This is a genomic window from Photobacterium sp. (genome assembly GCF_033720175.1).
In the GTDB taxonomy this organism is placed as follows: Bacteria; Pseudomonadota; Gammaproteobacteria; order Enterobacterales; family Vibrionaceae; genus Photobacterium.
This window is the reverse complement of sequence record NZ_JAWWDA010000019.1, coordinates 34,407-57,989: the sequence shown is the minus strand read 5'-3', so window position 1 is coordinate 57,989 and position 23,583 is coordinate 34,407. Positions and strand designations below refer to the sequence as shown.

The 23,583-nt window shown below is 49.9% G+C and carries 24 protein-coding genes; 7 read left to right on the top strand and 17 right to left on the bottom strand.

What is annotated here, in order from left to right:
- Positions 1 to 111 precede the first annotated feature (111 nt).
- Positions 112 to 897, top strand: coding sequence for an NAD(+) diphosphatase (gene nudC / locus R3289_RS17980; RefSeq protein WP_318927126.1), 786 nt, complete (start codon positions 112 to 114; stop codon positions 895 to 897).
- A gap of 209 nt (positions 898 to 1,106) precedes the next feature.
- Complete coding sequence (gene hemE, locus R3289_RS17975; protein WP_318927125.1) at positions 1,107 to 2,174, top strand: uroporphyrinogen decarboxylase; 1,068 nt, start codon at positions 1,107 to 1,109, stop codon at positions 2,172 to 2,174.
- 136 nt (positions 2,175 to 2,310) lie between these two features.
- Here the strand turns inward: hemE and R3289_RS17970 are convergent, their stop codons facing one another.
- On the bottom strand, positions 2,311 to 2,907 hold the full coding sequence (locus tag R3289_RS17970) for a uracil-DNA glycosylase family protein (protein ID WP_318927124.1): 597 nt from the start codon (positions 2,905 to 2,907) through the stop codon (positions 2,311 to 2,313).
- A 27-nt stretch (positions 2,908 to 2,934) separates the two neighbouring features.
- Positions 2,935 to 3,846, bottom strand: coding sequence for a D-2-hydroxyacid dehydrogenase (locus R3289_RS17965; protein WP_318927123.1), 912 nt, complete (start codon positions 3,844 to 3,846; stop codon positions 2,935 to 2,937).
- A gap of 68 nt (positions 3,847 to 3,914) precedes the next feature.
- Between R3289_RS17965 and R3289_RS17960 the strand changes: the two genes are divergently transcribed.
- Positions 3,915 to 4,502: a YjaG family protein gene (locus tag R3289_RS17960; protein WP_318927121.1), complete on the top strand. Its 588-nt coding sequence runs from the start codon at positions 3,915 to 3,917 to the stop codon at positions 4,500 to 4,502.
- Between the two features lie 61 nt (positions 4,503 to 4,563).
- Here the strand turns inward: R3289_RS17960 and R3289_RS17955 are convergent, their stop codons facing one another.
- Positions 4,564 to 5,619 (bottom strand): hemolysin family protein, encoded by a 1,056-nt coding sequence (locus R3289_RS17955; protein WP_318927120.1) that lies wholly within the window; start codon positions 5,617 to 5,619, stop codon positions 4,564 to 4,566.
- Between the two features lie 226 nt (positions 5,620 to 5,845).
- Here R3289_RS17955 and hupA point away from each other — a divergent pair, with 226 nt between their 5' ends.
- Positions 5,846 to 6,118, top strand: a complete 273-nt coding sequence (gene hupA, locus R3289_RS17950; RefSeq protein WP_107284603.1) for a nucleoid-associated protein HU-alpha — start codon at positions 5,846 to 5,848, stop codon at positions 6,116 to 6,118.
- A 103-nt stretch (positions 6,119 to 6,221) separates the two neighbouring features.
- Entirely contained in the window at positions 6,222 to 6,860 is a 639-nt protein-coding gene (locus tag R3289_RS17945) for a DUF1481 domain-containing protein (RefSeq protein WP_318927118.1), read from the top strand.
- Between the two features lie 94 nt (positions 6,861 to 6,954).
- Here R3289_RS17945 and purD read toward each other — a convergent pair whose 3' ends face one another.
- Both purD and purH read right to left on the bottom strand, forming a co-directional pair.
- Positions 6,955 to 8,244, bottom strand: coding sequence for a phosphoribosylamine--glycine ligase (gene purD / locus R3289_RS17940; protein WP_318927117.1), 1,290 nt, complete (start codon positions 8,242 to 8,244; stop codon positions 6,955 to 6,957).
- Between the two features lie 209 nt (positions 8,245 to 8,453).
- Positions 8,454 to 10,061, bottom strand: coding sequence for a bifunctional phosphoribosylaminoimidazolecarboxamide formyltransferase/IMP cyclohydrolase (gene purH / locus R3289_RS17935; protein WP_318927115.1), 1,608 nt, complete (start codon positions 10,059 to 10,061; stop codon positions 8,454 to 8,456).
- Between the two features lie 233 nt (positions 10,062 to 10,294).
- On the opposite strand from purH, the gene zntR reads away from it, so the two are divergent.
- A complete protein-coding gene (zntR, locus tag R3289_RS17930) occupies positions 10,295 to 10,702 on the top strand; it encodes a Zn(2+)-responsive transcriptional regulator (protein ID WP_318927114.1) in 408 nt (135 codons plus the stop codon).
- 30 nt (positions 10,703 to 10,732) lie between these two features.
- On the opposite strand, the gene R3289_RS17925 is transcribed toward zntR, so the two are convergent.
- On the bottom strand, positions 10,733 to 10,942 hold the full coding sequence (locus tag R3289_RS17925) for a hypothetical protein (protein WP_318927113.1): 210 nt from the start codon (positions 10,940 to 10,942) through the stop codon (positions 10,733 to 10,735).
- Between the two features lie 229 nt (positions 10,943 to 11,171).
- On the opposite strand from R3289_RS17925, the gene R3289_RS17920 reads away from it, so the two are divergent.
- Positions 11,172 to 11,453, top strand: a complete 282-nt coding sequence (locus R3289_RS17920) for a pyrimidine/purine nucleoside phosphorylase (protein WP_318927111.1) — start codon at positions 11,172 to 11,174, stop codon at positions 11,451 to 11,453.
- Positions 11,454 to 11,665: 212 nt separating this feature from the next.
- On the opposite strand, the gene fis is transcribed toward R3289_RS17920, so the two are convergent.
- The 11 genes from fis to R3289_RS17865 all read right to left on the bottom strand — a co-directional run bounded on the left by fis (position 11,666) and on the right by R3289_RS17865 (position 23,553).
- A complete protein-coding gene (gene fis, locus R3289_RS17915) occupies positions 11,666 to 11,962 on the bottom strand; it encodes a DNA-binding transcriptional regulator Fis (protein ID WP_005372656.1) in 297 nt (98 codons plus the stop codon).
- A 23-nt stretch (positions 11,963 to 11,985) separates the two neighbouring features.
- Positions 11,986 to 12,951 carry a tRNA dihydrouridine synthase DusB gene (gene dusB, locus R3289_RS17910; protein ID WP_318927150.1) on the bottom strand — a complete coding sequence of 322 codons (966 nt, stop codon included), beginning with the start codon at positions 12,949 to 12,951 and terminating at the stop codon, positions 11,986 to 11,988.
- Between the two features lie 174 nt (positions 12,952 to 13,125).
- Entirely contained in the window at positions 13,126 to 14,010 is an 885-nt protein-coding gene (gene prmA / locus R3289_RS17905; protein ID WP_318927070.1) for a 50S ribosomal protein L11 methyltransferase, read from the bottom strand.
- Between the two features lie 176 nt (positions 14,011 to 14,186).
- Positions 14,187 to 15,641, bottom strand: coding sequence for a sodium/pantothenate symporter (panF, locus tag R3289_RS17900; RefSeq protein WP_318927069.1), 1,455 nt, complete (start codon positions 15,639 to 15,641; stop codon positions 14,187 to 14,189).
- Entirely contained in the window at positions 15,634 to 15,915 is a 282-nt protein-coding gene (locus tag R3289_RS17895; protein ID WP_318927067.1) for a YhdT family protein, read from the bottom strand. The genes panF and R3289_RS17895 overlap by 8 nt, the downstream gene beginning before the upstream one ends.
- Positions 15,916 to 16,174: 259 nt before the next feature.
- Positions 16,175 to 17,518: an acetyl-CoA carboxylase biotin carboxylase subunit gene (gene accC / locus R3289_RS17890; protein ID WP_318927065.1), complete on the bottom strand. Its 1,344-nt coding sequence runs from the start codon at positions 17,516 to 17,518 to the stop codon at positions 16,175 to 16,177.
- A gap of 12 nt (positions 17,519 to 17,530) precedes the next feature.
- The gene (gene accB, locus R3289_RS17885) at positions 17,531 to 17,992 is read right to left on the bottom strand and encodes an acetyl-CoA carboxylase biotin carboxyl carrier protein (RefSeq protein WP_318927064.1); all 462 of its coding nucleotides are present in this window, start codon (positions 17,990 to 17,992) and stop codon (positions 17,531 to 17,533) included.
- A 27-nt stretch (positions 17,993 to 18,019) separates the two neighbouring features.
- Positions 18,020 to 18,472 carry a type II 3-dehydroquinate dehydratase gene (aroQ, locus tag R3289_RS17880; RefSeq protein WP_318927063.1) on the bottom strand — a complete coding sequence of 151 codons (453 nt, stop codon included), beginning with the start codon at positions 18,470 to 18,472 and terminating at the stop codon, positions 18,020 to 18,022.
- Positions 18,473 to 18,922: 450 nt separating this feature from the next.
- The gene (gene acs, locus R3289_RS17875; RefSeq protein ID WP_318927061.1) at positions 18,923 to 20,872 is read right to left on the bottom strand and encodes an acetate--CoA ligase; all 1,950 of its coding nucleotides are present in this window, start codon (positions 20,870 to 20,872) and stop codon (positions 18,923 to 18,925) included.
- A gap of 201 nt (positions 20,873 to 21,073) precedes the next feature.
- Positions 21,074 to 21,697, bottom strand: coding sequence for a 3'-5' exonuclease (locus tag R3289_RS17870; protein ID WP_318927059.1), 624 nt, complete (start codon positions 21,695 to 21,697; stop codon positions 21,074 to 21,076).
- 53 nt (positions 21,698 to 21,750) lie between these two features.
- On the bottom strand, positions 21,751 to 23,553 hold the full coding sequence (locus tag R3289_RS17865) for a DUF294 nucleotidyltransferase-like domain-containing protein (RefSeq protein ID WP_318927058.1): 1,803 nt from the start codon (positions 23,551 to 23,553) through the stop codon (positions 21,751 to 21,753).
- Positions 23,554 to 23,583: the final 30 nt, after the last annotated feature.

The following is a 23,583-nucleotide window of genomic DNA, read 5'->3' as shown; positions in this document are numbered from 1 at the left end:
TACACCGGTGAATCTCTTAAAAAAGAGAGCCTTGTTATACGGATTCATATTCCGTTATAAAGTTTAGATTGCCAGTAAAAACGATACCCTGCAAGGATGGATGTGACATTGATGTTAAAAAAACGAGAATTAGTATATTGGTGCGTCGTAAAAGATCGCAAATTGTATCTTGTTAACCACACGCTTCCTCTGATGACAGAATCAGAGTTGGGTTTTAATAGTGACGATGCGCGCTGGATTGGTGAATACTCGGGTCATCCTGTTTTCTGGCTAGAGGCTCATGGCAATACGCGTGACGATGATTTTTATACCCAAAGGGAATTGTTGGGTGTCGATGGCGAGCTATTTGATCTGGCCGGAAAAGCGACTCAGCTATCGCACATGAAGCAATCCGAAACATATTGCCCCAATTGTGGCGGACAGTGTCAGCTGGCGGCAGAGCAATTGGCCATGGAATGCCAGCAGTGCCAGCGTATCCATTACCCCCGAGTGTCGCCATGTGTGATTGTTGCGGTCAGAAAGCAGGATAAAATATTGCTTGCTCAGCACCCTCGGCATAAGACAGGGATGTACACGGTTATCGCCGGTTTTGTCGAAGCCGGTGAAACCCTGGAGCAATGTGTGGCGCGCGAGATCGAAGAGGAAACAGGAATTAAGGTGGCGAATATTCGTTACTTTGGCAGCCAGCCGTGGGCTTTTCCTTCCAATCTGATGATGGGTTTTTTAGCCGATTACGAGAGTGGCGAAATCAAGCCCGACTATGAAGAGCTGAGTGACGCGATCTGGGCATCGGCTGATCGTTTGCCACCTGTTGCGCCGGAAGGGACGATAGCCCGTCAGCTGATAAATCACACCTTGGCGCTGATAAAAAGCAGCAGTATAAAAAAACCCTCCTAAAGGAGGGATAAGGTGCAGTTACATGCTCATCGACGAGCAAGATATTCTTATTATTGCTAGCGCGCAGATTTTGTATCACGGCTGACTGCTATGTCGCAAATATGGTGAAGAGATTGTTGTAATAAATATGACCGGCTTAACAATTGGGTTCTTTTGTTGCAGCCGGGGAGTGCTACAATACGTCGCAGAATTTATCCATGGAGTCCTCAATGAGCGAATTAAAGAATGACCGCTACCTACGTGCGTTATTAAAGCAGCCGGTAGATTGCACACCAGTATGGATGATGCGTCAGGCTGGCCGTTATTTGCCAGAATACCGAGCTACACGTAGTGTTGCAGGTGACTTTATGTCGCTGTGTAAGAATGCAGAATTAGCCAGTGAGGTGACCTTACAGCCACTGCGCCGTTTCCCTTTGGATGCTGCTATTTTGTTTTCTGATATCCTGACTATTCCGGATGCGATGGGGCTGGGCTTATATTTTGAAGCCGGTGAAGGCCCGAAGTTTGAGCGTCCTATAACCTGCAAAGCCGATGTCGATAAAATTGGTCTGCCGGATCCGGAAGGGGAGCTGCAGTATGTCATGAATGCAGTGCGTCAGATCCGTAAAGATTTGCAGGGCGAAGTGCCACTGATTGGTTTCTCTGGCAGCCCGTGGACACTGGCGACTTATATGGTTGAAGGTGGTAGCTCGAAAGCATTCACCAAGATCAAAAAAATGATGTATGCCGAACCTGCAACACTGCATCTGCTACTGGATAAGCTGGCAGACAGCGTGGTTGAGTACCTGAATGCGCAGATCAAAGCGGGTGCGCAGTCTGTGATGGTGTTTGATACCTGGGGAGGTGTATTAACGCCTCGTGATTACAACGAGTTCTCACTGAGCTATATGCACAAGATTGTTGATGGTCTGATCCGTGAAAATGAAGGCCGTCGCGTGCCCGTAACCTTGTTCACCAAAAATGGTGGCATGTGGCTAGAGAAAATCGCCGCAACGGGTTGTGACGCCGTTGGTCTGGACTGGACGATTGATATTGCTGACGCTAAGCGTCGGGTCGGCGATAAAGTTGCCCTGCAGGGCAATATGGACCCATCGATGCTATATGCACAACCTGAACGTATTCGCCAAGAAGTCGCGACGATTCTTGAAGGTTATGGTGACGAAGGTACCGGCCACGTATTTAACCTCGGCCATGGTATCCACCTCGATGTGCCGCCAGAGAATGCCGGTGTGTTCGTGGATGCGGTGCATACGCTTTCTAAGCCGTATCATAAATAAGAGCATATGCGAGTGCCTGGTGGCGAGTTGCCAGGAAAAGCATTGAAAGCCCGTGCAAGTGATTGCGCGGGCTTTTTTTTATCGGTAAGAACGATGCTATGACCCTGAGATCCTGTGAATAAGCAGTTTCGAGTTGCTAGCCTCTCGTCTCTTTCAAATGCTGGTGGACGTAATCGCGGATATACGGCACCACCTCTTCCTCGAACCACGGGTTGTCTTTCAGCCAGCGGATATTACGCGGCGACGGGTGTGGCATCGGAATGTATTTTGGAGCCCACTGCCGCCAAGCCCTGACGGTATCTGTCAGTGTTTTCGGCTTGTCTTTCAAATACCACTGCTGAGCATACTGACCAACTAATAATGTCATACCGATATTGGGTAATAATGACCATACTTGCGGATGCCATTGCGGCGCGCATTCCGGGCGCGGCGGGAGATCGCCGGATTTCCCCCGGCCCGGATAGCACAACCCCATCGGCATGATGGCGATTTGGCGGGCGTCGTAGAAGGTTTTCCTGTCGAGCTCCAGCCAGCGGCGAAGGCGGTCGCCACTGGGGTCATTCCAGGGGAGCCCGGTTTCATGAACACGGGTTCCCGGCGCCTGGCCGACAATCATCATTCTGGCACTGCTGGCTGCCTGGATCACCGGACGCGGACCGAGTGGGAGATGATCCTTGCAGATCTCACAGCGGCGTATTTGATCCAGCAGATTATCAAGTTGTTGCGGTGCCATAATTACCTTCTTCCTACACCAACGTTCCTAATAGCCACGTTTAAAGTCAATTTGGTACATCAATGGTTGCTGCTGGAGAAAGCGCAGATAGTTTGCAGCAAAGATGTCAAACACTTGCTCAGGAAAGCTCTCTGCGGCGATATGCGGGGTGATTGTTATATCAGGGTGCAGCCAGAAAGGATGCTGCTGGTTAAGCGGCTCATGCTTAAAAACATCGAGGAAAGCATGGGCAACATGACCTTGCTTGATGGCAGACAGCAATCCCTCTTCGCAAACCGCATTTCCACGTCCCACATTAAACAGTAGCGTATTTTGGCAATGGCCGAGGCTGGTGGCATTGAGCAGGTTGTCAGTTGCTGATGTTGCGGGCAGGGTAGAGACCAGAATATCGGCCTGAGCGAGTGCTTGCGGGAGTTCGGATAACGGATAGGTATGGGCAAAAAAGTGACCGGCCGGTTCACCCGAGCGGTTCACGCCAATGATCTGTAGCCCCATTGCCTGCGCGGCTTGGGCCAGATGGCTACCGATGGTACCGGTTCCCAAAATAACCAGGGTTTTGTTGCTCAACGCCGCATAGGTGTGGGGCTGCCATTGGCGATGTTTCTGTTGCTGTCGGTAGCGAGGAAAATGGCGGGTATGCGCCAGTGTCAGGCCAATGACATACTCGGCGATGAGTTGTCCGAAGCATCCGCGAATATTGGTCAGCGAATAGTCCTGACGCAAATCCGGTTTGGTCAGGGCATCGATACCGGCAAAGGTCGACTGCAGCCAGCACAGAGCCGGATAATCGTTAAGGTGTGCGGCGATTTTTGGCGGATCTGCTAAAATAATCGCAGCCAGCCTGGGATCATCGGTGATCTTAAGCTGTGGCAATTGTGCCTGCCGGAGCAGCCGTTGATAAGTTTCCTTCTGTCGGGAGACGATCAGTATCTTGTTCATTGCTTTTCCTTTTGTGCTGACGAGTTATGCATTAAACTCCCGTGCAAATCACTATCGTAGATTATCCCATGCTTAAGAATCCTGTTCAGCTTCGCTTAGAAAAATTAGAACCGTGGCAACACCTTACTTTTATGGTCTCACTGTGTGAACGAATGTATCCAAATTTTGCCTTATTTTGTGAGGAAACGGAGTTTGCGGAGGCACAAAAATACCGCATCATTCTTGATAGTATCTGGGAGATCTTAACGGTTAAGAGTGCCAAGATTAACTTTGAAAATCAGCTGGAAAAGCTGGAAGATTTGGTACCGAGCGCCAATGATTTTGATATTTATGCAGTAAATCCAGCTATCGATGCCTGCGTTGCTTTGGCGGATTTACTTCATGCCATGCTCGATCGTGATTTGATGTTAGAGACAGTCAGCAAGATCAGTAGCTTGTCTGCTGAAACCGTGGCTGATCTTGTGTTTGCCCAAACGGGTGTCGAGATCACCAACGAAAACCAAAAAGAAAATGAAGCCGTTTGCGAAGAATGGGATGTGCAGTGGGCAATTTTCCGTGCGCTGAAAGAAGCGGAACGACGCGATATCGAATTGATCAAAAGCCTGCGTGAAGAATTACGCGATGAGCCCGTCAGTAATATTGGTATCGCACTATAACTGTTCTGATATGCCGGTAGCGAAAAGAGGGCCGACATGGCCCTTTTTAAGCTGAATTTGATCACTCATCATCTTTGCTTTCAATCATACGGTGCTGCTTTTTCCATTTCTCCCAGCGTTGATAAGCCAGTTGCTGCATGTCGGTATTTTTGTCGGCTTCATCGACAATTTCTTCGCCAACCAAACTTTCAAAAATATCTTCCAGTGTGACCAGCCCCTGGACCGTGCCATATTCATCAACGATTAATATCAGTTGTGAGCGTTCTTTCATTATTTTATCAAAGGCTTGCGGGACACTCGCAGTATTCAGCACGACCGGGATCGGACGCATCAGGGTGCCCAGCTCGTCATTAGCGCGGCCAGCCTGATTGGCGGTAAACAGTTCTAAGCGGTGGACAAAGCCCAGAATGTTATCTTTTTGTTCGCTATACACCAGTGGACGTGAGAATGGGCTATCATGGTGCTCGGTTAAAAAATCCTCGATCGATTGTTCTGCTTTTACGCGAAATAGCACCGGCCGCGGCGTCATAATTTTCGTGACACTGACATCACGGAACTGCAGCAGGTTGGTCAGAATTTTTGACTCACCTTCAGCCAATTCTCCGGACTCTTGTGCCAGCATTGCCATGGCAGACAGTTCATCACGCAATTTCGGCGGCTCATGGCCATGGGCCAGACGACTGGTAATTTGCTCCGATGCCCAGACAAACGGGCTTAGCGCCCAAATCATCCAGTTCAGTACTACCGCCGATCCCGGAGCCAGCTGACGCCAGTAGGTTGCCCCAAGTGTTTTTGGGATGATTTCAGAAAACAGCAAGATACCAATAGTCAGTAAAGCAGAGAACAGCCCCAGCCACTGGTTACCAAAAACGGCGGCGGCCTGAGCACCGGCCGTTGCAGCACCAATGGTATGAGCAATGGTATTTAGGGTCAGAATGGATGCCAGCGGACGGTCAATATTATCTTTTAGTGCAGCAAGGCGAGGTGCTGCCGGGTGGTTTTGCTGACGTAAAGTACCAATATAACTTGGTGAAATACTGAGCAATACCGCTTCTAACACAGAACAAATAAACGAAACACCAATCGCAATCGAGATGTAAATCGTAAGGAGGATCATGCAAACCTGTCAGTTATTTATGGAATTACGACCATATTAAGCGGTGCCAAAGGAAATAAATACAGCTATTTCATCAGAGGGATGAGTAACATTTTGTGAACTTGCGCTCAGTTTATGGTTAAAGAGCCCGCATCTAAGCACATGATCGCAGACAAACCTTTGCCACACGGGCTTCTTTTGAATTAGAGTTGTGGCGTCTCAAGAAAAACCTTAGAAGGGAAAACAAATGAACAAGACCCAACTGATTGACCTGATCGCTGACAAAGCAGATCTTTCTAAAGCTCAAGCTAAAGCAGCGCTGGAATCAACTCTTGAGGGTATTACCGAAGCGCTGAAAGAAGGTGACCAGATTCAACTGATTGGCTTTGGTACATTTAAAGTGAACCACCGTGCTGCACGCACTGGCCGTAATCCTCAAACTGGTCAGGAAATTCAAATCGCAGCAGCAAACGTTCCTGCATTTGTTTCCGGTAAAGCACTGAAAGATGCATTGAAGTAATCTATAATCCGCCAGGTAACTTTATCTGGCGGTATTTTCCTTTATGAAGCGGCTCATTGTTCTCCTTTCCTTATCTCTTCTTGCTGGATGTTCAGCCAGCTCAGTGCCTGATAATCCTATCGCTCAGATCCAGACTATGACGGGTGGCCAGACCGCCGGAGATGCGACTTCGCTCTACTGGTATTCCCATCGGCAAAATCGCTCCGTCCAATTATCTGAAGTGGTAATGGCTGGCGATTATGGTGGCTATCAATCGGATTATCGCTGGCAGGATGGTAAATTACGTGAAATTGAACGTCAGGGAACTCTGTTACAAGAGGATGGCCTGAAGTCGTTTTCACTTCGGGTGCGTTATGACACCAAAGGCCGTGCGGTATTCCAGCGCAATACGGTGGCGGATGCGGTCTTACCGTTATCGGATTCCCAGCTTTATCAACTCACCAAGCAAGCGCAGGTTGCGGTAGATACCGTGACAAAACAGCATCAGCAAGGTCAGTCTCTGATCCAGGGGCACTGGATCGATCATCGCTTTCTGCGCTGTGGTGATGAGAAAGAGCTCAATGTGACTTTCCAGCCTAAACCAGCTGATTCGGTTACCCGGCAGTTAAGGCAGCAGGCTCGGTCCGGATATATGGCAGTGACAGGCAAGGTGCGTAACAAAGAGCTGGTGGCACAGCAGCTTTTGCTCCTGCAAGATGAGACTCAGTCCTGTATTCTTCCTCCGCTACTGCTGGATAAATAACCCCACAATAAAGTCCAGACATAAAAAAACGCGCTGACGGCTCGATATAACGTTCGTCAGCGCGTTTTTGTCTCTGGGCAGTAACTGTCAGCGATTAAGCCTTTTGTTCACGCGCAATGGCACGATAGCCGATGTCATTACGATAGAACATACCATTCCATGATATTTTCTTCGCCAGTGCGTAAGCGCGCTGCTGAGCGTCAGAAACGCTATCTCCCAGGGCTGTTGCACACAATACACGGCCACCGTTGGTGACGATGTCGCCATCGTTGGTTGTTGTGCCTGCCTGGAATACTTTCTCACCAGCCACTTCTTGCTGAGGCAGGCCTGAAATGACATCGCCTTTTGCATATTCTGCCGGGTAGCCGCCTGCCGCCAGTACAATACCCACAGATGCACGTGGATCCCACTTAGATTCTGCTTGATCCAGCTTGCCATCAATGGCGGCCAGGCAAAGCTCAATCAGATCAGACTGCATGCGCAGCATAATAGGCTGGGTCTCAGGATCACCAAATCGGCAGTTATACTCGATGACTTTCGGTGTGCCATCGGCCATAACCATCAGGCCGGCGTATAAGAAGCCGGTATAAGGTGCGCCTTCTGCTTCCATACCGCGTACGGTGGGGTAGATAACCTCTGCCATCACACGGTCATGGATCGCCTGAGTCACGACAGGGGCCGGAGAGTAGGCGCCCATGCCTCCCGTATTTGGCCCCGTATCACCGTTACCGACCCGCTTGTGATCCTGGCTGGTGGCCATTGGCAGTACATTCTTGCCATCAACCATGACGATGAAGCTGGCTTCTTCCCCATCAAGGAATTCTTCGATCACCACCCGATGGCCCGCTTCGCCAAACGCATTGCCCGCCAGCATATCACGCACGGCGTTTTCAGCTTCTTCCAGTGTCATCGCAACAATAACGCCTTTTCCGGCTGCCAGGCCATCGGCCTTAACCACGATTGGTGCGCCTTTTTCGCGCAGATAAGCCAGAGCAGGCTCGATCTCCGTGAAGTTCTGGTATTCAGCGGTTGGGATCTGATGACGAGCCAGAAAGTCTTTCGTGAAGGCTTTAGAGCCTTCCAGCTGCGCTGCCGCTTGGGTTGGCCCAAAGATGGGTAAGCCTGCGGCACGGAACGCATCGACAACACCAATAACCAACGGTGCTTCAGGACCGACAATGGTCAGATCGATATGGTTTTCTTGCGCAAAGGCAACCAATGCACTGATGTCTTCAACACCGATAGGTACGTTTTCGACTTTTGGCTCAAGCGCACTGCCTGCGTTACCTGGTGCAACGAAAATAGTCTCTACATCTGTAGATTGTGCCGCTTTCCATGCCAATGCATGTTCGCGACCGCCGTTACCAATAATAAGAACTTTCATCTTTTCATCCTTATAGCGTCGCCATTTTTCTGATTTCCGTGTCAAGCGTACTCATTTCTGTTTATAAACTCCGAGCGCTTTCCTTGAACTCAAAAAAATGGCTTAGCTCTAAACGCTTAAAAGTTGTTAAATGGAGGTGCCCCCGAGGCGAGTCAGAGGCTTTAAATTCATAAAAAAAGACCTACTCGTTATTGGCAGGTCTTTATTGTTTAGTGACGGAAGTGACGCATACCGGTAAACAGCATTGCCATTCCGTATTCGTCTGCCGCCTGGATGACTTCGTCATCGCGCATTGAGCCGCCAGGCTGGATCACACAAGTGATCCCCGCGTCAGCGGCCGCATCGATGCCGTCACGGAACGGGAAGAAGGCATCCGATGCCATCACGCTGCCCGCCACTTCGAGGTTTTCGTCTGCGGCTTTGATCCCGGCAATTTTGGCCGAGTAGACGCGGCTCATCTGGCCTGCGCCGACACCGATAGTCATGTTGCCTTTGGCATAAACAATCGCGTTAGATTTGACGTATTTTGCGACTTTCCAGCAAAACAACGCATCGCGCAGTTCATCTGCATTTGGTTCGCGTTTAGACACCACTTGCAGATCATCTTCGCCAACCATCCCCTGATCACGGTCCTGGACCAGCAAACCACCGTTAACGCGCTTAACATCGAAGCCGGTCGTCTTGGTTGTCCACTTGCCACACTCCAGCAGGCGAAGGTTTTTCTTGGTTGCGACAATCTCAATCGCCGCCGCTGAAATGCTCGGTGCAATAATCACTTCAACAAACTGACGGTCAACAATCGCTTGTGCGGTTGCGGCATCCAGTTCTTGGTTAAAGGCGATGATGCCGCCAAAGGCTGACGTTGGATCAGTCTTGTGAGCACGGTCGTAGGCTTCCAGGATGTTGTCACCCAGCGCAACACCGCAAGGGTTTGCATGCTTCACAATGACACAGGCCGGCTGATCGAACTCTTTGACGCACTCAAGTGCCGCATCGGTATCGGCAATGTTGTTGTAAGACAGGGCCTTGCCCTGAATTTGACGGGCCGTTGAAACCGATGCTTCTTGTGGATTTTTTTCCACATAGAAAGCCGCGTCTTGGTGATTGTTCTCACCGTAGCGCATGTCTTGCTTCTTCTCGAACTGCTGGTTGAACGTGCGAGGGAATTTACTTTTGTTTTCAGGCGAAGGTTCATCACCGTCTCTGTTGTCGCCGTATGATGGCACCATGGTACCGAAGTAGTTGGCGATCATACCGTCGTAGGCGGCGGTATGCTCGAAGGCGGCGATAGCCAGGTCAAAGCGGGTGGCATGGGTCAGTGAACCCTGATTCGCCGTCATTTCGGCTAGTACGCGCCCGTAGTCGTGAGCATTAACAATGATTGTCACATCTTTGTGGTTCTTTGCCGCAGAGCGCACCATCGTCGGCCCGCCGATGTCGATGTTCTCAACCGCGTCTTCCAGCGTGCAGCCTTCTTTAGCTACCGTTTCGGCGAATGGATAGAGGTTGACCACAACCATGTCGATCGGTGCGATACCGTGTTCGGCCATGACTGCATCGTCTTGGCCTCGACGGCCAAGAACACCACCGTGTACTTTAGGGTGAAGTGTCTTTACCCGGCCATCCATCATTTCAGGGAAGCCGGTATACTCAGATACTTCTGTGACCTTGATATCTTGCTCTGCAAGTAGACGAGCAGTACCGCCGGTAGATAGAATTTCTACGCCATGACTGGCTAAGGCTTGGGCGAATTCAACAATACCGGTTTTGTCTGATACGCTAATTAGCGCACGGCGAATAGGACGAGCGTTTTCCATTGCTACCATCTCTTTAAATACACGGTGAATAGGACATTTCCCAAAACCAAGCAAAGTATTTGGTTTTGGGAAATATTCTCAGTTAAAATCGTGTAAAACCGAGCATTGATGGTGTTTGATTCATCATCGACAGCAGGTATTTTACATTAATTCAAAAGCGACGCAAACGTTTGCTCTTGGCGGTTAGCCCCATTTGGTGCAGTAAAATTATCTTCAAGTAAAGGAGACAGCATATGTATCTGATTGGCCAGCTTGCAAAACAGTGTGAGGTCAGTAGCGATACGTTGAGGTTTTATGAAAAAAATGGTTTGCTGGTGCCTGCAGCCCGCAGTGAAAGCGGTTATCGGCTTTATAGCGAAGAAAACCTGTCACGGGTGAACTTTATCCTCAGGGCCAAAACCATCGGGCTGAGTTTGGATGAAATCCGGGAGTTGTTGGATATTCGCCTTGAAGCCAGTCAGCACAGCTGTGCCGAAGTAAAAGCCATTACGCAGGCAAAACTCGAAGAAGTGGATAGTAAAATTGCTGAATTAGCGAGAATTCGTCTCGCGTTAAAAAAAATCAATGATGCCTGCTGCGGTCATGCCGATGACAATGCCAGCCATTGTTCAATTCTTGAAGCTCTGGGCGACACAGAGTAAAGGTCGCCGTGAACGGCGGGTAAGGCCGGGTTACCCTTCGTCCGATGACGTGGCTTCTTTTACATTTTCAATGACATCTTTGGTCGTATCGCGGAAGAAGTGGCCGGTTTCACGTGTTACATCTCGGGTGGCGTGGCCGATTTCTGTAAAGCCCTCTTTGATCCCCTGTTTTTCCTGGGCAGAGCACCCCGTCAATAAAGCGCTGCCTAAGATGCTAATCCACAGTACATATCTTTTCATTCGGGCTCTCTCCGGTAACACTGTTCAAATAATCAGAAGCACCATTGTAGCGAATATTGGGTCATTATTTTAGTCAATTAGGTGATGTTGTTATTTGTCGCTGTAGTGCCCTGGCGAAAAGTAACGGAATTTCTGCGGTACCCGGTATATTGAAGTGGTTTGGGTATATGAACTGTGATAGCTTGAAATTTACGCTAAAACAATAAGTGATAGAGTGATAGGGAATATCATGCTGAAAATAAATGAATATTTTGATGGTCAAGTGAAATCCATTGGTTTTGAAACCCATGGTGAGCATACAAGTGTCGGTGTTATGGCCCCCGGTGATTATACCTTTGGTACCGCCGCGCCAGAACGGATGACGGTAGTGAAAGGATCACTGACGGTGAAATTACCGGGTCATGTCGATTGGGATACCTTCAGCGCGGGTGATGATTTTGAAGTACCCGGTGATGCATCGTTTGAGGTCAAAGTAACAGAAACCACCGCTTACCTGTGTGATTACCTCTAACTTATTAAGTTGTTTGTATTACTAGCTGACCAATGTTGCTAAGCACCCATCGTGTACCATTTAATCGTCATCTTTATTCTTCCCTGATAACCAAGGCTGAAAAAGAATATATTGTTAACTGGAAGGAAAGTGAGGTGTGTAGCAAGCATAAAAAAGCCCATAGCGGATCAAGCTAATGGGCTTTTTAAAAACAGTAACTTAGCGTTAATGTTTTAGTTCATGCCGTATTTTTTAAGCTTCTTACGAAGCGTGCCGCGGTTGATACCCATCATGGTTGCTGCGCGAGTCTGGTTACCACGGGTGTACTGCATGATCGTATCCAGTAGTGGCTGCTCAACCTCTGCAAGCACTAGCTCGTACAGATCGTCGACTTCCTGACCATTCAATTGAGCCAGATAGTTTTTTAGCGACGCTTTAACAGAGTCACGAAGTGGCTTCTGTGTGATTTGGTCTTGTGAAGTTACAGTTGTAACTGTTAACGCTTCGGAAGTCAGATTTTGTTCGAACATAATTCTGTAAGCTCTTCTAGTATTTATGCAACGTTTTCGAAGTAGCCTTGCAGCGCATCGATTTGCTCTTGAGCGTTCTCGATAGCGTTGAAGGACCGGCGGAAATCACCAGCTGGTGCATGTTCTTTTAAGTACCAAGACACGTGTTTACGTGCGATGCGCAGCCCTAAATACTCCCCGTAGAAACGGTGAAGTTCTTGAACATGACCCAGCATAATGCCACTTACCTCATCCAGAGACGGGGCAGGCAGGTATTCGCCGGTTGTTAAGTAATGGTGGATTTCTCGGAAAATCCACGGTCGGCCTTGTGCAGGCCGGCCAATCATCAAAGCATCTGCACCCGTGTAATCGAGTACGAAGCGGGCCTTTTCCGGAGAATCGATATCACCGTTAGCGATCACCGGAATCGAGACAGCTTGTTTAGCTGCTTTGATGTAGTCATATTCCGCTTCACCTTTGTACATACAGGTTTTCGTGCGCCCGTGAAGGGCCAAAGCCTGAATGCCGCATTGTTCCGCGAGTTGGGCAATCTTGACACAGTTTCGGTTGTCTAAGTCCCAGCCGGTTCGCGTTTTCAGCGTCACCGGAACATCCACTGCATTCACCACGCTACGAAGGATCTCTTCGATTAGTGCGGGATATTGCAGCAGTGCAGAACCTGCCAATCGTTTGTTGACCTTCTTCGCCGGGCAACCCATGTTGATATCGATGATTTGCGCACCGTTCTCAACACTGAATTGGGCCGCTTCGGCCATCAGCTTCGGATCGGCTCCCGCAATTTGAACCGAGCGAATCCCCGATTCGCCTTCATGAACCATCCGATTCTGCGATTTAGACGTTTTCCATAAATCTGGATTTGACGACATCATTTCGCTCACAGCCATGCCGGCACCGTAGCGCAGGCAAAGTTCACGAAATGGCCGATCGGTCACACCCGCCATTGGCGCGACTATCAGCTGGTTGTTAAGTTGATAAGGACCGATCTGCAAACGTCTGTACCTGACTGTGCCAGTAAGGGCGCGCATTTTACGCATTTTTTCCCATTCTGAAAAGGCCAATAATTGAGCATTTAGTTTTTGATTAACAAAAAAGTATGATTTTCAATCAATTGGAGATTTTGCACACAGTAAAAATTGATGGAACGAAACTGTATTTATGGATTTTTATGCTTTGTGGCCGGAAATACGGCACCACTCTTCACGTGCCATAACCGGATCTAATATTAGTTCATCGGCGTAGTATGTGGAGACGTCTTCAGCCTGAACTTCCAATACGCCAGAGATCGCCAGATCGCCACCGGATTTAACCAGCCCTTTAATGACCGGAGAGAGTTCACGTAACGGACCGGCAAGAATGTTAGCCACGACGACATCGGCCTGAATACCTTCTGGTTGATGTTGCGGTAAGTACAATTCTAGCTTGTCGGCCACGCCATTGCGCTCGGCGTTATCTTTTGACGCCAGAATTGCCTGTGGATCGATGTCGATACCAATGACTTTTGCAGCACCCAGTTTCAGGGCGGCAATCGCCAGAATACCGGAGCCACAGCCAAAATCGATCACGGTTTTGCCGGTGAGATCCTGGCCGTCAAGCCATTCAAGGCACAACGAAGTCGTCGGGTGGGTTCCGGTACCAAATGCCAGGCCTGGGTCGAGCAGCACGTTGACGGCGTCAGGATCCGGGGCTTCACGCCAGCTCGGGCAAATCCATAAACGGCGGCCAAAACGCATTGGGTGGAAGTTGTCCATCCACTCACGTTCCCAGTCTTTGTCTTCTAACTGCTCGATTTTGTATGCAAAACCGTCAGCAATCAGCGGGCTGTTCTTCAGCATATTCAGCACGAAATCCATGTCGGCTTCAGCATCGTATAAACCAATCACATCAGTATCACCCCATAGGCGGGTTTCACCGGGCATCGGCTCGAATACTGGTGTGTCTTGTGCGTCAAGGAAAGTGGCAGACAGAGCGCCGGTCTCTTCCATTAACATATCGCCAATCGCTTCCGCATTTTCAGCGGTTGCGTTCAGTTTTATCTGGATCCAAGGCATGGGTTAATTCGCTTATTTTTTGACTACTGAAACATAGGGGGCGCAGTTTAGCATGAAATTTCACCAATCCACAGCCATTGAGCGTGAATCATCACTGCTGGTTTTGTGAGCGATAAAAAAGATAGCACCGGGGTGCTATCTTTTGGCGAGGCAGAAACCAATGTTGCAGTGAGGGGCTACTGTTGCGGTGCGATGGCCATTACCGGCTTGGCTAAGCTGCCGATCACAAACGCAATCAGACCAAATGCCAGGGTCGGTACGATGGCATGGAGGCCGGCTAAATCGGGTTTTATCACCGAGAAACCAATGTAGCAAGCCAGGCCGGTGACCATTGACGCAAAGGCACCCGCTGCAGAGGCTTTTTTCCAATACAGGCCCAATACCAGCGGCCACAGGAAGACGGCTTGCATACCGCCAAAAGCCAGCAGGTTGAGCCAGATGATCATATCCGGCGGATTGGTGGCAGCGACGAATACCAGCGCGGAAAAAATGGCGGTAACCCAGAGCGACAGCTTTGGCAGCCGCTTCTCGGCTTCCCGCCCCTGGGCTGCTTTTGGATTGATGTAGTTGAGATACAGATCTTTAAGTAAGGTCGCCGAAGCCTGGATCAGCTGTGAGTCGATAGTCGACATAATGGCGGCCATCGGCCCGGCGAGAAAGATCCCCGCCACGACAGGTGGCAGCACGGTTACCATCAGGGTCGGCATGATCTGATCCGGGCTGGCAATATCCGGCACAATAGCGCGTCCCAGAGCGCCTGCCAGATGCATTCCCAGCATCAGGAAGGCTACCATAGCGGTACTGATCACCATCCCCTTATGCAGCGAGCCGCTGTCTTTGTATGACATGCAGCGAACAGCGGCATGAGGTAAGCCGATCACCCCGAAGCAGACCAGTATCCAAAAACTAAACATGAATGGCTGGCTAAGAAAGTTATCCGGGCCGAACGGGGTGATTAGGGCAGGGTCGATCTGATGCAACTCGGTGATCAGCTCACCGACGCTGCCTCCGGCATGGACGATACCGGCGAGTAAGGCGATGGTACCGATGATCATCATGATGCCCTGAACGGTATCGGTCATGACCACGGCGCGAAAGCCGCCGATGGTGGTGTAAAGTCCGACCGTGATGGCAAAGATCATCAACCCCTGAGAATAGGGCAGTCCGGTGACGGTTTGCAGTAGCCGTGCCCCGCCGACAAACTGCACCACCATGGTGCCGAAGAAGGCCAGTAATAGCGCCAGTGATGCAAAAACAACCACCCCCCGGTTTCTGTAGCGGGCATACAGAATATCATTTAAGGTCAGCGCGTTATGACGGCGGGCTTCAATCGCAAACTTTTTGCCGAGCACCCCTAAGGTTAACCAGGCTGCAGGCAGCTGGATCATCGCCAGCAGCACCCAGCCTAATCCCATTTTATAGGCCGCCCCCGGACCGCCGATAAACGAACTGGCACTGGCATAGGTTGCCGCCAGCGTCATCGCCAGCACGAAACCGCCCATGCTGCGGTTGCCGACCAGGTATTCACTGAGGAAGCCGTTGGCCGAGTGGCTGCGACGGCGGGTCATCAATGCCAGCGCAAATACGGCCAGTAAATAGATCACCATAGGGATAAGTAGTTGGCTATTCATGAGAATTATCCTTTTCGACGTCCAGCGACATATCCTGATAGATAAATTTGACCATCAGGCCGCATAGCACTGTGAATAATACCGGACCAATAATGCACGCCAGCAGGAACCAGAGAGGAAAACCAAAATAGAGTTCGGGAAGGGGGCTGATGGCGTCTGTTGGTGCAAAGGCATAGGCCGAGATATACCACCAGATAAAATAGGCCAACGCTAGACCTACCGCCCATTTAGCCTCTCGATGGGCCTGACGGTAGCGTGCAGAGAGCGTCTTCATGCTTGCTGTCTCCAGTCGTTCAGTGCATCACTCGGTTAACATGTTGACGGTGAGTAATGCTCATACAAATAAAAAAAGGAGAGGTATTGTGGCAAAAGTTATTTCTCAGTGCTACCGACTATGTCAATTTGCAGGGGGAATAAAGAGGGGTGATGATGTTGTCAGGGGGAATGATCATGAAGGGAAAGATGACATGAGCGATAAAAAAGGCTGCCAGATGGCAGCCTGAGACAAGTGATATGCTGGCGGTTATTCCAGCTTATTGCAGACCAAGCTTCTTTTCTAGGTAGTGGATGTTAGCGCCACCATGCTGGAAGTTCTCATCCGCCATAATTTCTTGCTGCAGCGGGATGTTGGTTTTAATGCCGTCAATAATTGATTCAGCCAGTGCATTACGCATACGTGAAATAGCCACGTCGCGGTTTTCACCATACGCAATCAACTTGCCGATCATTGAATCGTAATGCGGCGGTACTGTGTAACCGGCATAAATGTGAGATTCCCAACGAATTCCCATGCCACCTGGTGCGTGGAAGTGTTCTATTTTACCTGGGCAAGGCAGGAAGCGAACAGGATCTTCAGCATTGATACGGCATTCGATAGCATGGCCATGGATCTTAATATCACTCTGGCTGAATGACAATGGCTGACCGGCAGCAACACGAAGCTGTTCTTTGATCAGATCAACGCCGGTTACCATTTCGGTTACCGGATGCTCAACCTGAATACGGGTGTTCATTTCAATGAAATAGAACTCGCCGTTTTCATATAGGAACTCGAACGTACCTGCGCCGCGATAGTTGATCTCGATACAGGCACGCGTACAGCGCTCACCGATGTACTTACGCATCTCTTCAGTGATGCCCGGAGCCGGTGCTTCTTCAACCACTTTCTGGTGACGACGCTGCATTGAACAGTCACGCTCGCCAAGGTGAATAGCATTACCCTGACCATCAGCAATAATCTGAACTTCGATATGACGTGGGTTTTCCAGGAATTTCTCCATGTAAACCACATCGTTGTTAAAGCAGGCTTTTGCTTCTGCGCGGGTCATCGCGATGGCTTCTGTCAGTTCGCCTTCAGAGCGAACAACACGCATGCCGCGACCACCACCGCCACCAGAGGCTTTGATGATCACCGGGTAACCGATACGTTTAGCAAAAGATTTATTTTTCGCCTCGTCGTTATCTAGCGGGCCATCAGAACCCGGTACACAAGGTACACCGGCTTTTTTCATTGCGTTGATTGCAGAAACCTTGTCACCCATCATACGGATGGTTTCCGCTTTCGGGCCAACGAAAATAAAGCCGGAGCGCTCTACCTGCTCAGCAAAATCGGCATTTTCAGACAGGAAACCGTAACCCGGATGAATAGCAACCGCACCGGTGATTTCTGCTGCACTGATAATACGAGGAATGTTCAGGTAGCTGTCAGTACTTTTCGCAGGACCGATACAGATGGATTCATCGGCAAGTAACACGTGTTTAAGATCGCGGTCAGCCGTTGAGTGAACAGCAACGGTCTTGATCCCCAGCTCTTTACATGCACGCAGAATACGAAGCGCAATTTCGCCTCGGTTAGCAATAACTAATTTATCTAACATAATAGGCCTCTGTTACTCGATGATAACCAGAGGCTGGTCGAACTCGATTGCATCGCCATCTTCAGCAAGAATTGCGACAACGACACCGGCTTTATCAGATTGGATCTGGTTCATCATTTTCATTGCTTCAACGATACACAGCGTGTCACCAACGTTCACTGACTGGCCGACTTCCACAAAAGCTTTTGCTTCAGGGCTTGGGGCACGGTAGAAAGAACCTACCATCGGAGAAAGAACTTTATGGCCTGCAGACTCTGCGGGTGCCGCAGGCGCTACCGGTGCTGCTGCTTCCGCAGGTGCTGTCTGAGCGGGTGCTGCAAATTGAGGTGCAGCCATGAATTGCTGTGCAGGCATTGCAGATGCAGGAACATTACGGCTGATGCGTACCGACTCTTCACCTTCAGAGATTTCCAGTTCAGCAATACCGGATTCTTCTACCAGTTCGATTAGTTTTTTGATCTTACGAATATCCATCTATCTTTCTCTTTATATGTTGTTCATTTAGCTTTCTGATTGCAGGCGTCGTACGGCTGCATTCAGGGCGAATTCATAACCATCAGGGCCAAGACCGCAAATCACCCCGACTGCTTTATCTGACAGATAAGAGTGATGACGGAAAGGCTCTCGCGCATGGACGTTAGATAAGTGCACTTCAATAAACGGAATCGCAACACCTAACAATGCATCACGGATCGCGACGCTGGTATGGGTGAATGCTGCCGGATTGATGATGATAAAATCCACGTTGCCATGGGCCTGGTGGATGGCATCAATCAACTCATGTTCTGCGTTTGATTGAATGTGATCTAGCGTCATACCAAGATCCGTTGCTTTAGTCGTTAAATCAGCAACGAGTTGAGCCAGTGTTTGATGGCCGTAGTGGCCGGGCTCTCTGAGACCTAATAAATTTAGATTAGGTCCATTAATAAGTAAAATTCGTTGAACGGTCGACATCTTGACGTATTTTCACTTGTTTTGGAGGTTTTACTCTAACAACGCGCAGGAACCTGCAAAGTCGTTTCCCTGTGACCCAATTTATACTACCAAACCCTGTTTGTTGGATGATTATAGAGAATTCACTGCAAATAGCAGCAAAATACTGGTCTAATCACCGATGTTTTGTGCGCACAAGTGTAAGCTGTATAAATACGGCGATAATTTTTTAGACGTTTGTTTTTATCGTAAGTTCAGCATGAACAGGGAAGGGGACAGCCCTTTTCTGTGACATAGCTGATGTTATTGACTGAAAAACAAATAATTGACCAATGTAGCGACTTTACACTTTCATTATCGCGAGCAAGGTAGAAGATTTGGCGGTGAGTGGTCCGAGCATTGCTGTCGCTGAGTGCTTGCGGATAAAAAAGCCGCCTTGCGGCGGCTGGGTATTATACGGTTATTTCCGGGTTATAAAACGGTCTGCTTTTCGGCAATCAGTTTATCGACAACACTTGGATCGGCAAGGGTTGACGTATCACCCAGGCTGCCGGTATCACCGGTTGCGATCTTGCGTAAGATCCGGCGCATGATTTTACCTGAACGGGTTTTGGGCAGAGCGTCTGTCCAATGCAAGAAATCTGGCGTTGCAATCGGGCCAATTTCTTTACGTACCCAGTCCTTCACTTCTTTATGCAGTTCAGCGCTTGGATACTCACCGGCATTTAAGGTGATATAGGCGTAGATTGCCTGGCCCTTAATGTCGTGCGGTACCCCAACAATTGCCGCTTCTGCAATTTTATCAAAAGCAACCAGTGCCGATTCGATTTCTGCGGTGCCCATACGGTGGCCGGAAACGTTCAGTACGTCATCAACCCGGCCGGTGATCCAGTAGTAGCCGTCTTCATCGCGGCGGGCACCGTCACCAGAGAAGTACATGCCCTGGAAGGTTGAGAAGTAGGTTTGTTCAAAGCGCTCATGGTCACCCCACAGGGTGCGCATCTGACCGGGCCATGAATCTATCATGACCAGGTTACCTTCAGCGGCGCCGTCGAGGATGTTACCCATGTTATCAACGATCGCGGGTTGGACACCGAAGAATGGGCGTGTGGCCGAGCCGGGTTTTAGTTCCGTTGCTCCAGGCAGCGGGGTGATCATAATTCCGCCGGTTTCAGTCTGCCACCAGGTATCGATAACCGGGCAGTGGCAGTTGCCGATAGTGCGGTGATACCACTCCCACGCTTCCGGGTTTATCGGTTCACCGACCGATCCCAAGATCCGCAGTGATTCGCGGCTGGTGCCTGCAATTGCCTGATCGCCTTTTGCCATCAGGGCGCGAATCGCGGTTGGGGCGGTATAAAGAATATTAACGCCATGCTTATCAACCACCTCGCTCATGCGGCTGGTCGATGGGTAATTAGGGACACCTTCAAACAACAGGGTTGTCGCCCCGTTAGCCAAAGGCCCATAAACCAGGTAGCTGTGGCCGGTGATCCAGCCGACATCCGCAGTACACCAGTAAATCTCCCCTTCTTGATAGTCAAAGACGTACTTGAAGGTCATGGCCGCGTAGACCAGGTAGCCCCCGGTGGTATGCAGCACGCCTTTAGGTTTGCCGGTTGAACCTGAGGTGTAAAGAATGAAAAGGGGATCTTCGGCATTCATTTCTTCCGGTTCGCAGTGGGAAGAAACAAGCGCTGTTACTTCATGCCACCAGAGATCTCGTTCACTGTGCCATTCGACCTCACCACCGGTACGTTTCAGCACGACGACTTTTTCCACACTGGTGACCTGATCGTTAAGCAAGGCGGCATCGACGTTCTTTTTCAGTGGCACGGCGCGACCGGCGCGGACCCCTTCATCGGCGGTAATGACCACTTTGGCGTTGGAATCAATAATACGTCCCGCCAGAGCTTCAGGAGAGAAACCACCGAATACGATAGTATGCACGGCACCAATTCGGGTACAGGCCAGCATTGCCACAGCCGCTTCGGCAACCATTGGCATGTAAAGACAAACGACATCACCTTTACGTACGCCCTGGCTTTTCAGGGCATTGGAGAATTTGCAGACTTGCTCAAAAAGTTCGTTGTAGGTGAAGGTTGCATCATCGGTCGGATCATCACCTTCCCAGATAATGGCCGGCTGATCGCCGCGAGTGGCCAGATGGCGGTCAAGACAGTTGGCAGAAACGTTCAGAGTGCCGTCTTCAAACCAATTAACTTTGACATGACCCGTATCAAACGAGGTATCTTTAACTTTCGTGAATGGTTTAATCCAGTCGATGATTTGGCCTTGCTCACGCCAGAATCTTTCAGGGTTGATAATCGATTGCTGGTACATCTCACGATATTGCTTATCATTCACGTGGGCGGTAGCTGCAATCTTGTGATTGACCGGATAAACATGAACCTCACTCATTCTCTTCTCCTTGTGTTTCTGTCGGTGTCCTTCTGATGGACCAGATTATTTTTGTTATAAGCCGCTGTCTCTGTTGGTACTAACTTCCGACAGATCGGGATTTGCCACAATTAGACTTTAGGATGAGAGAGGAGGCTCAGACGGGGTTCACCGGCGTTACATAGTTGTTACATTAAAAACCTTGCACTTGGAAGGGTTGTGTTATGCCGATCTGAGCATAGGAATATCACCGTGTTTAAGCCGGACATAAATCAATGCCGCGGTAATGGAATCTTCCAGGGCGTCATGGCGCTGGGGAACTGGCAGATCAAGATGGCGGCTAATCGCTTCCAGGCTTAAGTCATAATAAGCATTGGGTAACAGCCGCTCTAAGCGATCATGGTAAAGGTGGCTGACTTCGACCATTTTGTTTGGTAGCGCAAAGCCAAACAGAGCAAGGTAGTAGCGATCGAGAATGGTCTTGTCATAACGGATATGGTAGCCCACTAAAGGGCGGTTGCCGATAAACTCCAGTAAGGTTGTTAAGGCCTGGCGCACTTCTAGCCCGGCTTGTAAATCCTGGTGGCGAATGTGATGAATGGCCACAGAGTCAGCATTCAGGCTGGCCGGTGTACGCAAGGTTAAATGGAGCGACTGGCTGGTTAATATTCGGTTGTCTTTTATTCGTGTCGCCGCAATGGTGACTAATTCCGCGCGATGGGGATCTAAGCTGGTGGTTTCACAGTCGAGTGAGACCAGTTCATCGCCCTGATAACGGTTGAACAGGTAATGGTAGGGGCTGTGTTTTAACTTACGCTGATACCAGTAACGTCTTAATATATTCATATTGTCGTGTCGAGTACCGAGGTTCTAGTCTCTAGTTTCTCGGCGCTCGCTCCCTAGTCTCTGATCTGATAGTGATAGCCGAGCCACTCTTTAAATTTCTTCACAACATGAAGACTGTGGCGCAGCAAGTCACGTTCGGTACGGCTGAGATAGCTGATATTCAGCGGCTGGTTTTGGCCGTCGGCCTGATGATGCAACTGCTGGCGCAGGCGTATTTTAATAAAGAGCTTTAAGGCTTCACTTAAATTCGATGCCGTAACGGGCTCCAGTACTTTGTGCTGTTCCAGCCGATTGATGCGATCGAAAGTGTTGTTGTTTTCGATGGCGTATTCCAGCGCCAAAGCACGAACGCCGTGCACGATGGGAAAGATACCGCCGCGCTTAATATCAATACCTTGCTTGCCGGATTTGATCTTGCCGAACAAGGTGAGAGGAACACTGAACCTGAGTGCCGGGCGGGTGAAGGTCGACAGTAACAATTCTTTTTCTGCCAGCTGCTGATGCAGGCGGAGTTGCAGTGGGGTCAGTAAATCCGGGTTGCCGGCAACCGCATGGCTATCAGCCAGAATCGCCAGATCCATCAAACTGTCTTCGGTTCCCTGCCGGCAGCACTGGCTGATGGTGTGTAACCACTCACTCTGGGTTTTCACCCATTTGGGGTTGTTGACCATGACGTTGCCGGGACAGAGCGGATAACCCAGTTGTTGTAATGTTTGGGTCAGCTGTTCCATGACCCGCGGGCAATCCGGCCAGTCAGCGCCGTCCTGTATGATCAAGGCATTATCCTGATCGGTTTTCAGGATCTGTTCTCCCCGTCCTTCAGATCCCATGACCATCAGGCAGCAGAGGTTGTGCATATCGGCCGGTACAATAAGCTGAAAGGCTTTTTCGATGATCTGTTCGTTGACGGTGGCGATCAGCTCCATCACGAACAGGGTATGAATTCCGTTATTGAACAGGGTCTCTACCAGCCGCTGCTGACTGCCGGCAGCAAGGGATAATTCTTCAATATTATCGGCCCGGGCAATGCGCAGCGTCAGTACGTGGGAGTGGGTCGAGAACAAGCTCAGTACCTGGGTCAGATCCAGCATGCCGACGACCTGCCCGCAGTCCAGTACCTGTACCCGCTTCACTTTATGCCGGGTCATGGCAATCATGGCATTGAACAGAAAGTCACCTTTATTAATACTGATCACCGGTGTGGTGGCGACGTGACTGACGGCGGTATCGGGAGATTGCTGCTCCAGCATAACGGCGTGGAGCAAATCCGTGCGGGTAACAATACCGTATTGCGGGCTAGGGTTGAGCTCAACCAGAGCGGCATCGAAACCCTGTGCGCGCATTTTTTCCGTGACGGTTTTCAGGCTGGCGTCACGTGGCACCATCAGACAAGGTTGAATGTTATCGTCATCGATTTTGGTAAGAATAAACTCGGCCAGGTTCTGCTGACGCTGTGCTTCTTCAATCAGATCCTGGCGACGCGCGAGGTTGGTATCGAAATAGGCAGCAAACTGAGCATTAGACTGGTAAAAATTGACAAAAATCTCTCTTGGCAGCAGGTAGCATAGGGTATCTTCCAGCGCGATATAGTGATGACGGCTTTCACTTTCCAGCTGAGCCCGGACATCGAACATATCGTCACGGGCATAGTGGGCATAAGTTTCCTTGCCGTCGGTGGAGATCTCCTCGACACCGCCTTTGATGATGATGAATAGTTGGCTGCAGATTTCTCCGGCCCGGATTATGGTTTCGCCCGTCCGAAAATAAGCCACATCCAGCGCATCTTTCAGTACCTGTTGCTGCTCAGGGTCAAGGCGATCAAATGGTGTCAGTGAGGTGTCTAACTTATCAGGCATCTTACTCCCCGCCGGGCCGTCTGTTGGTTC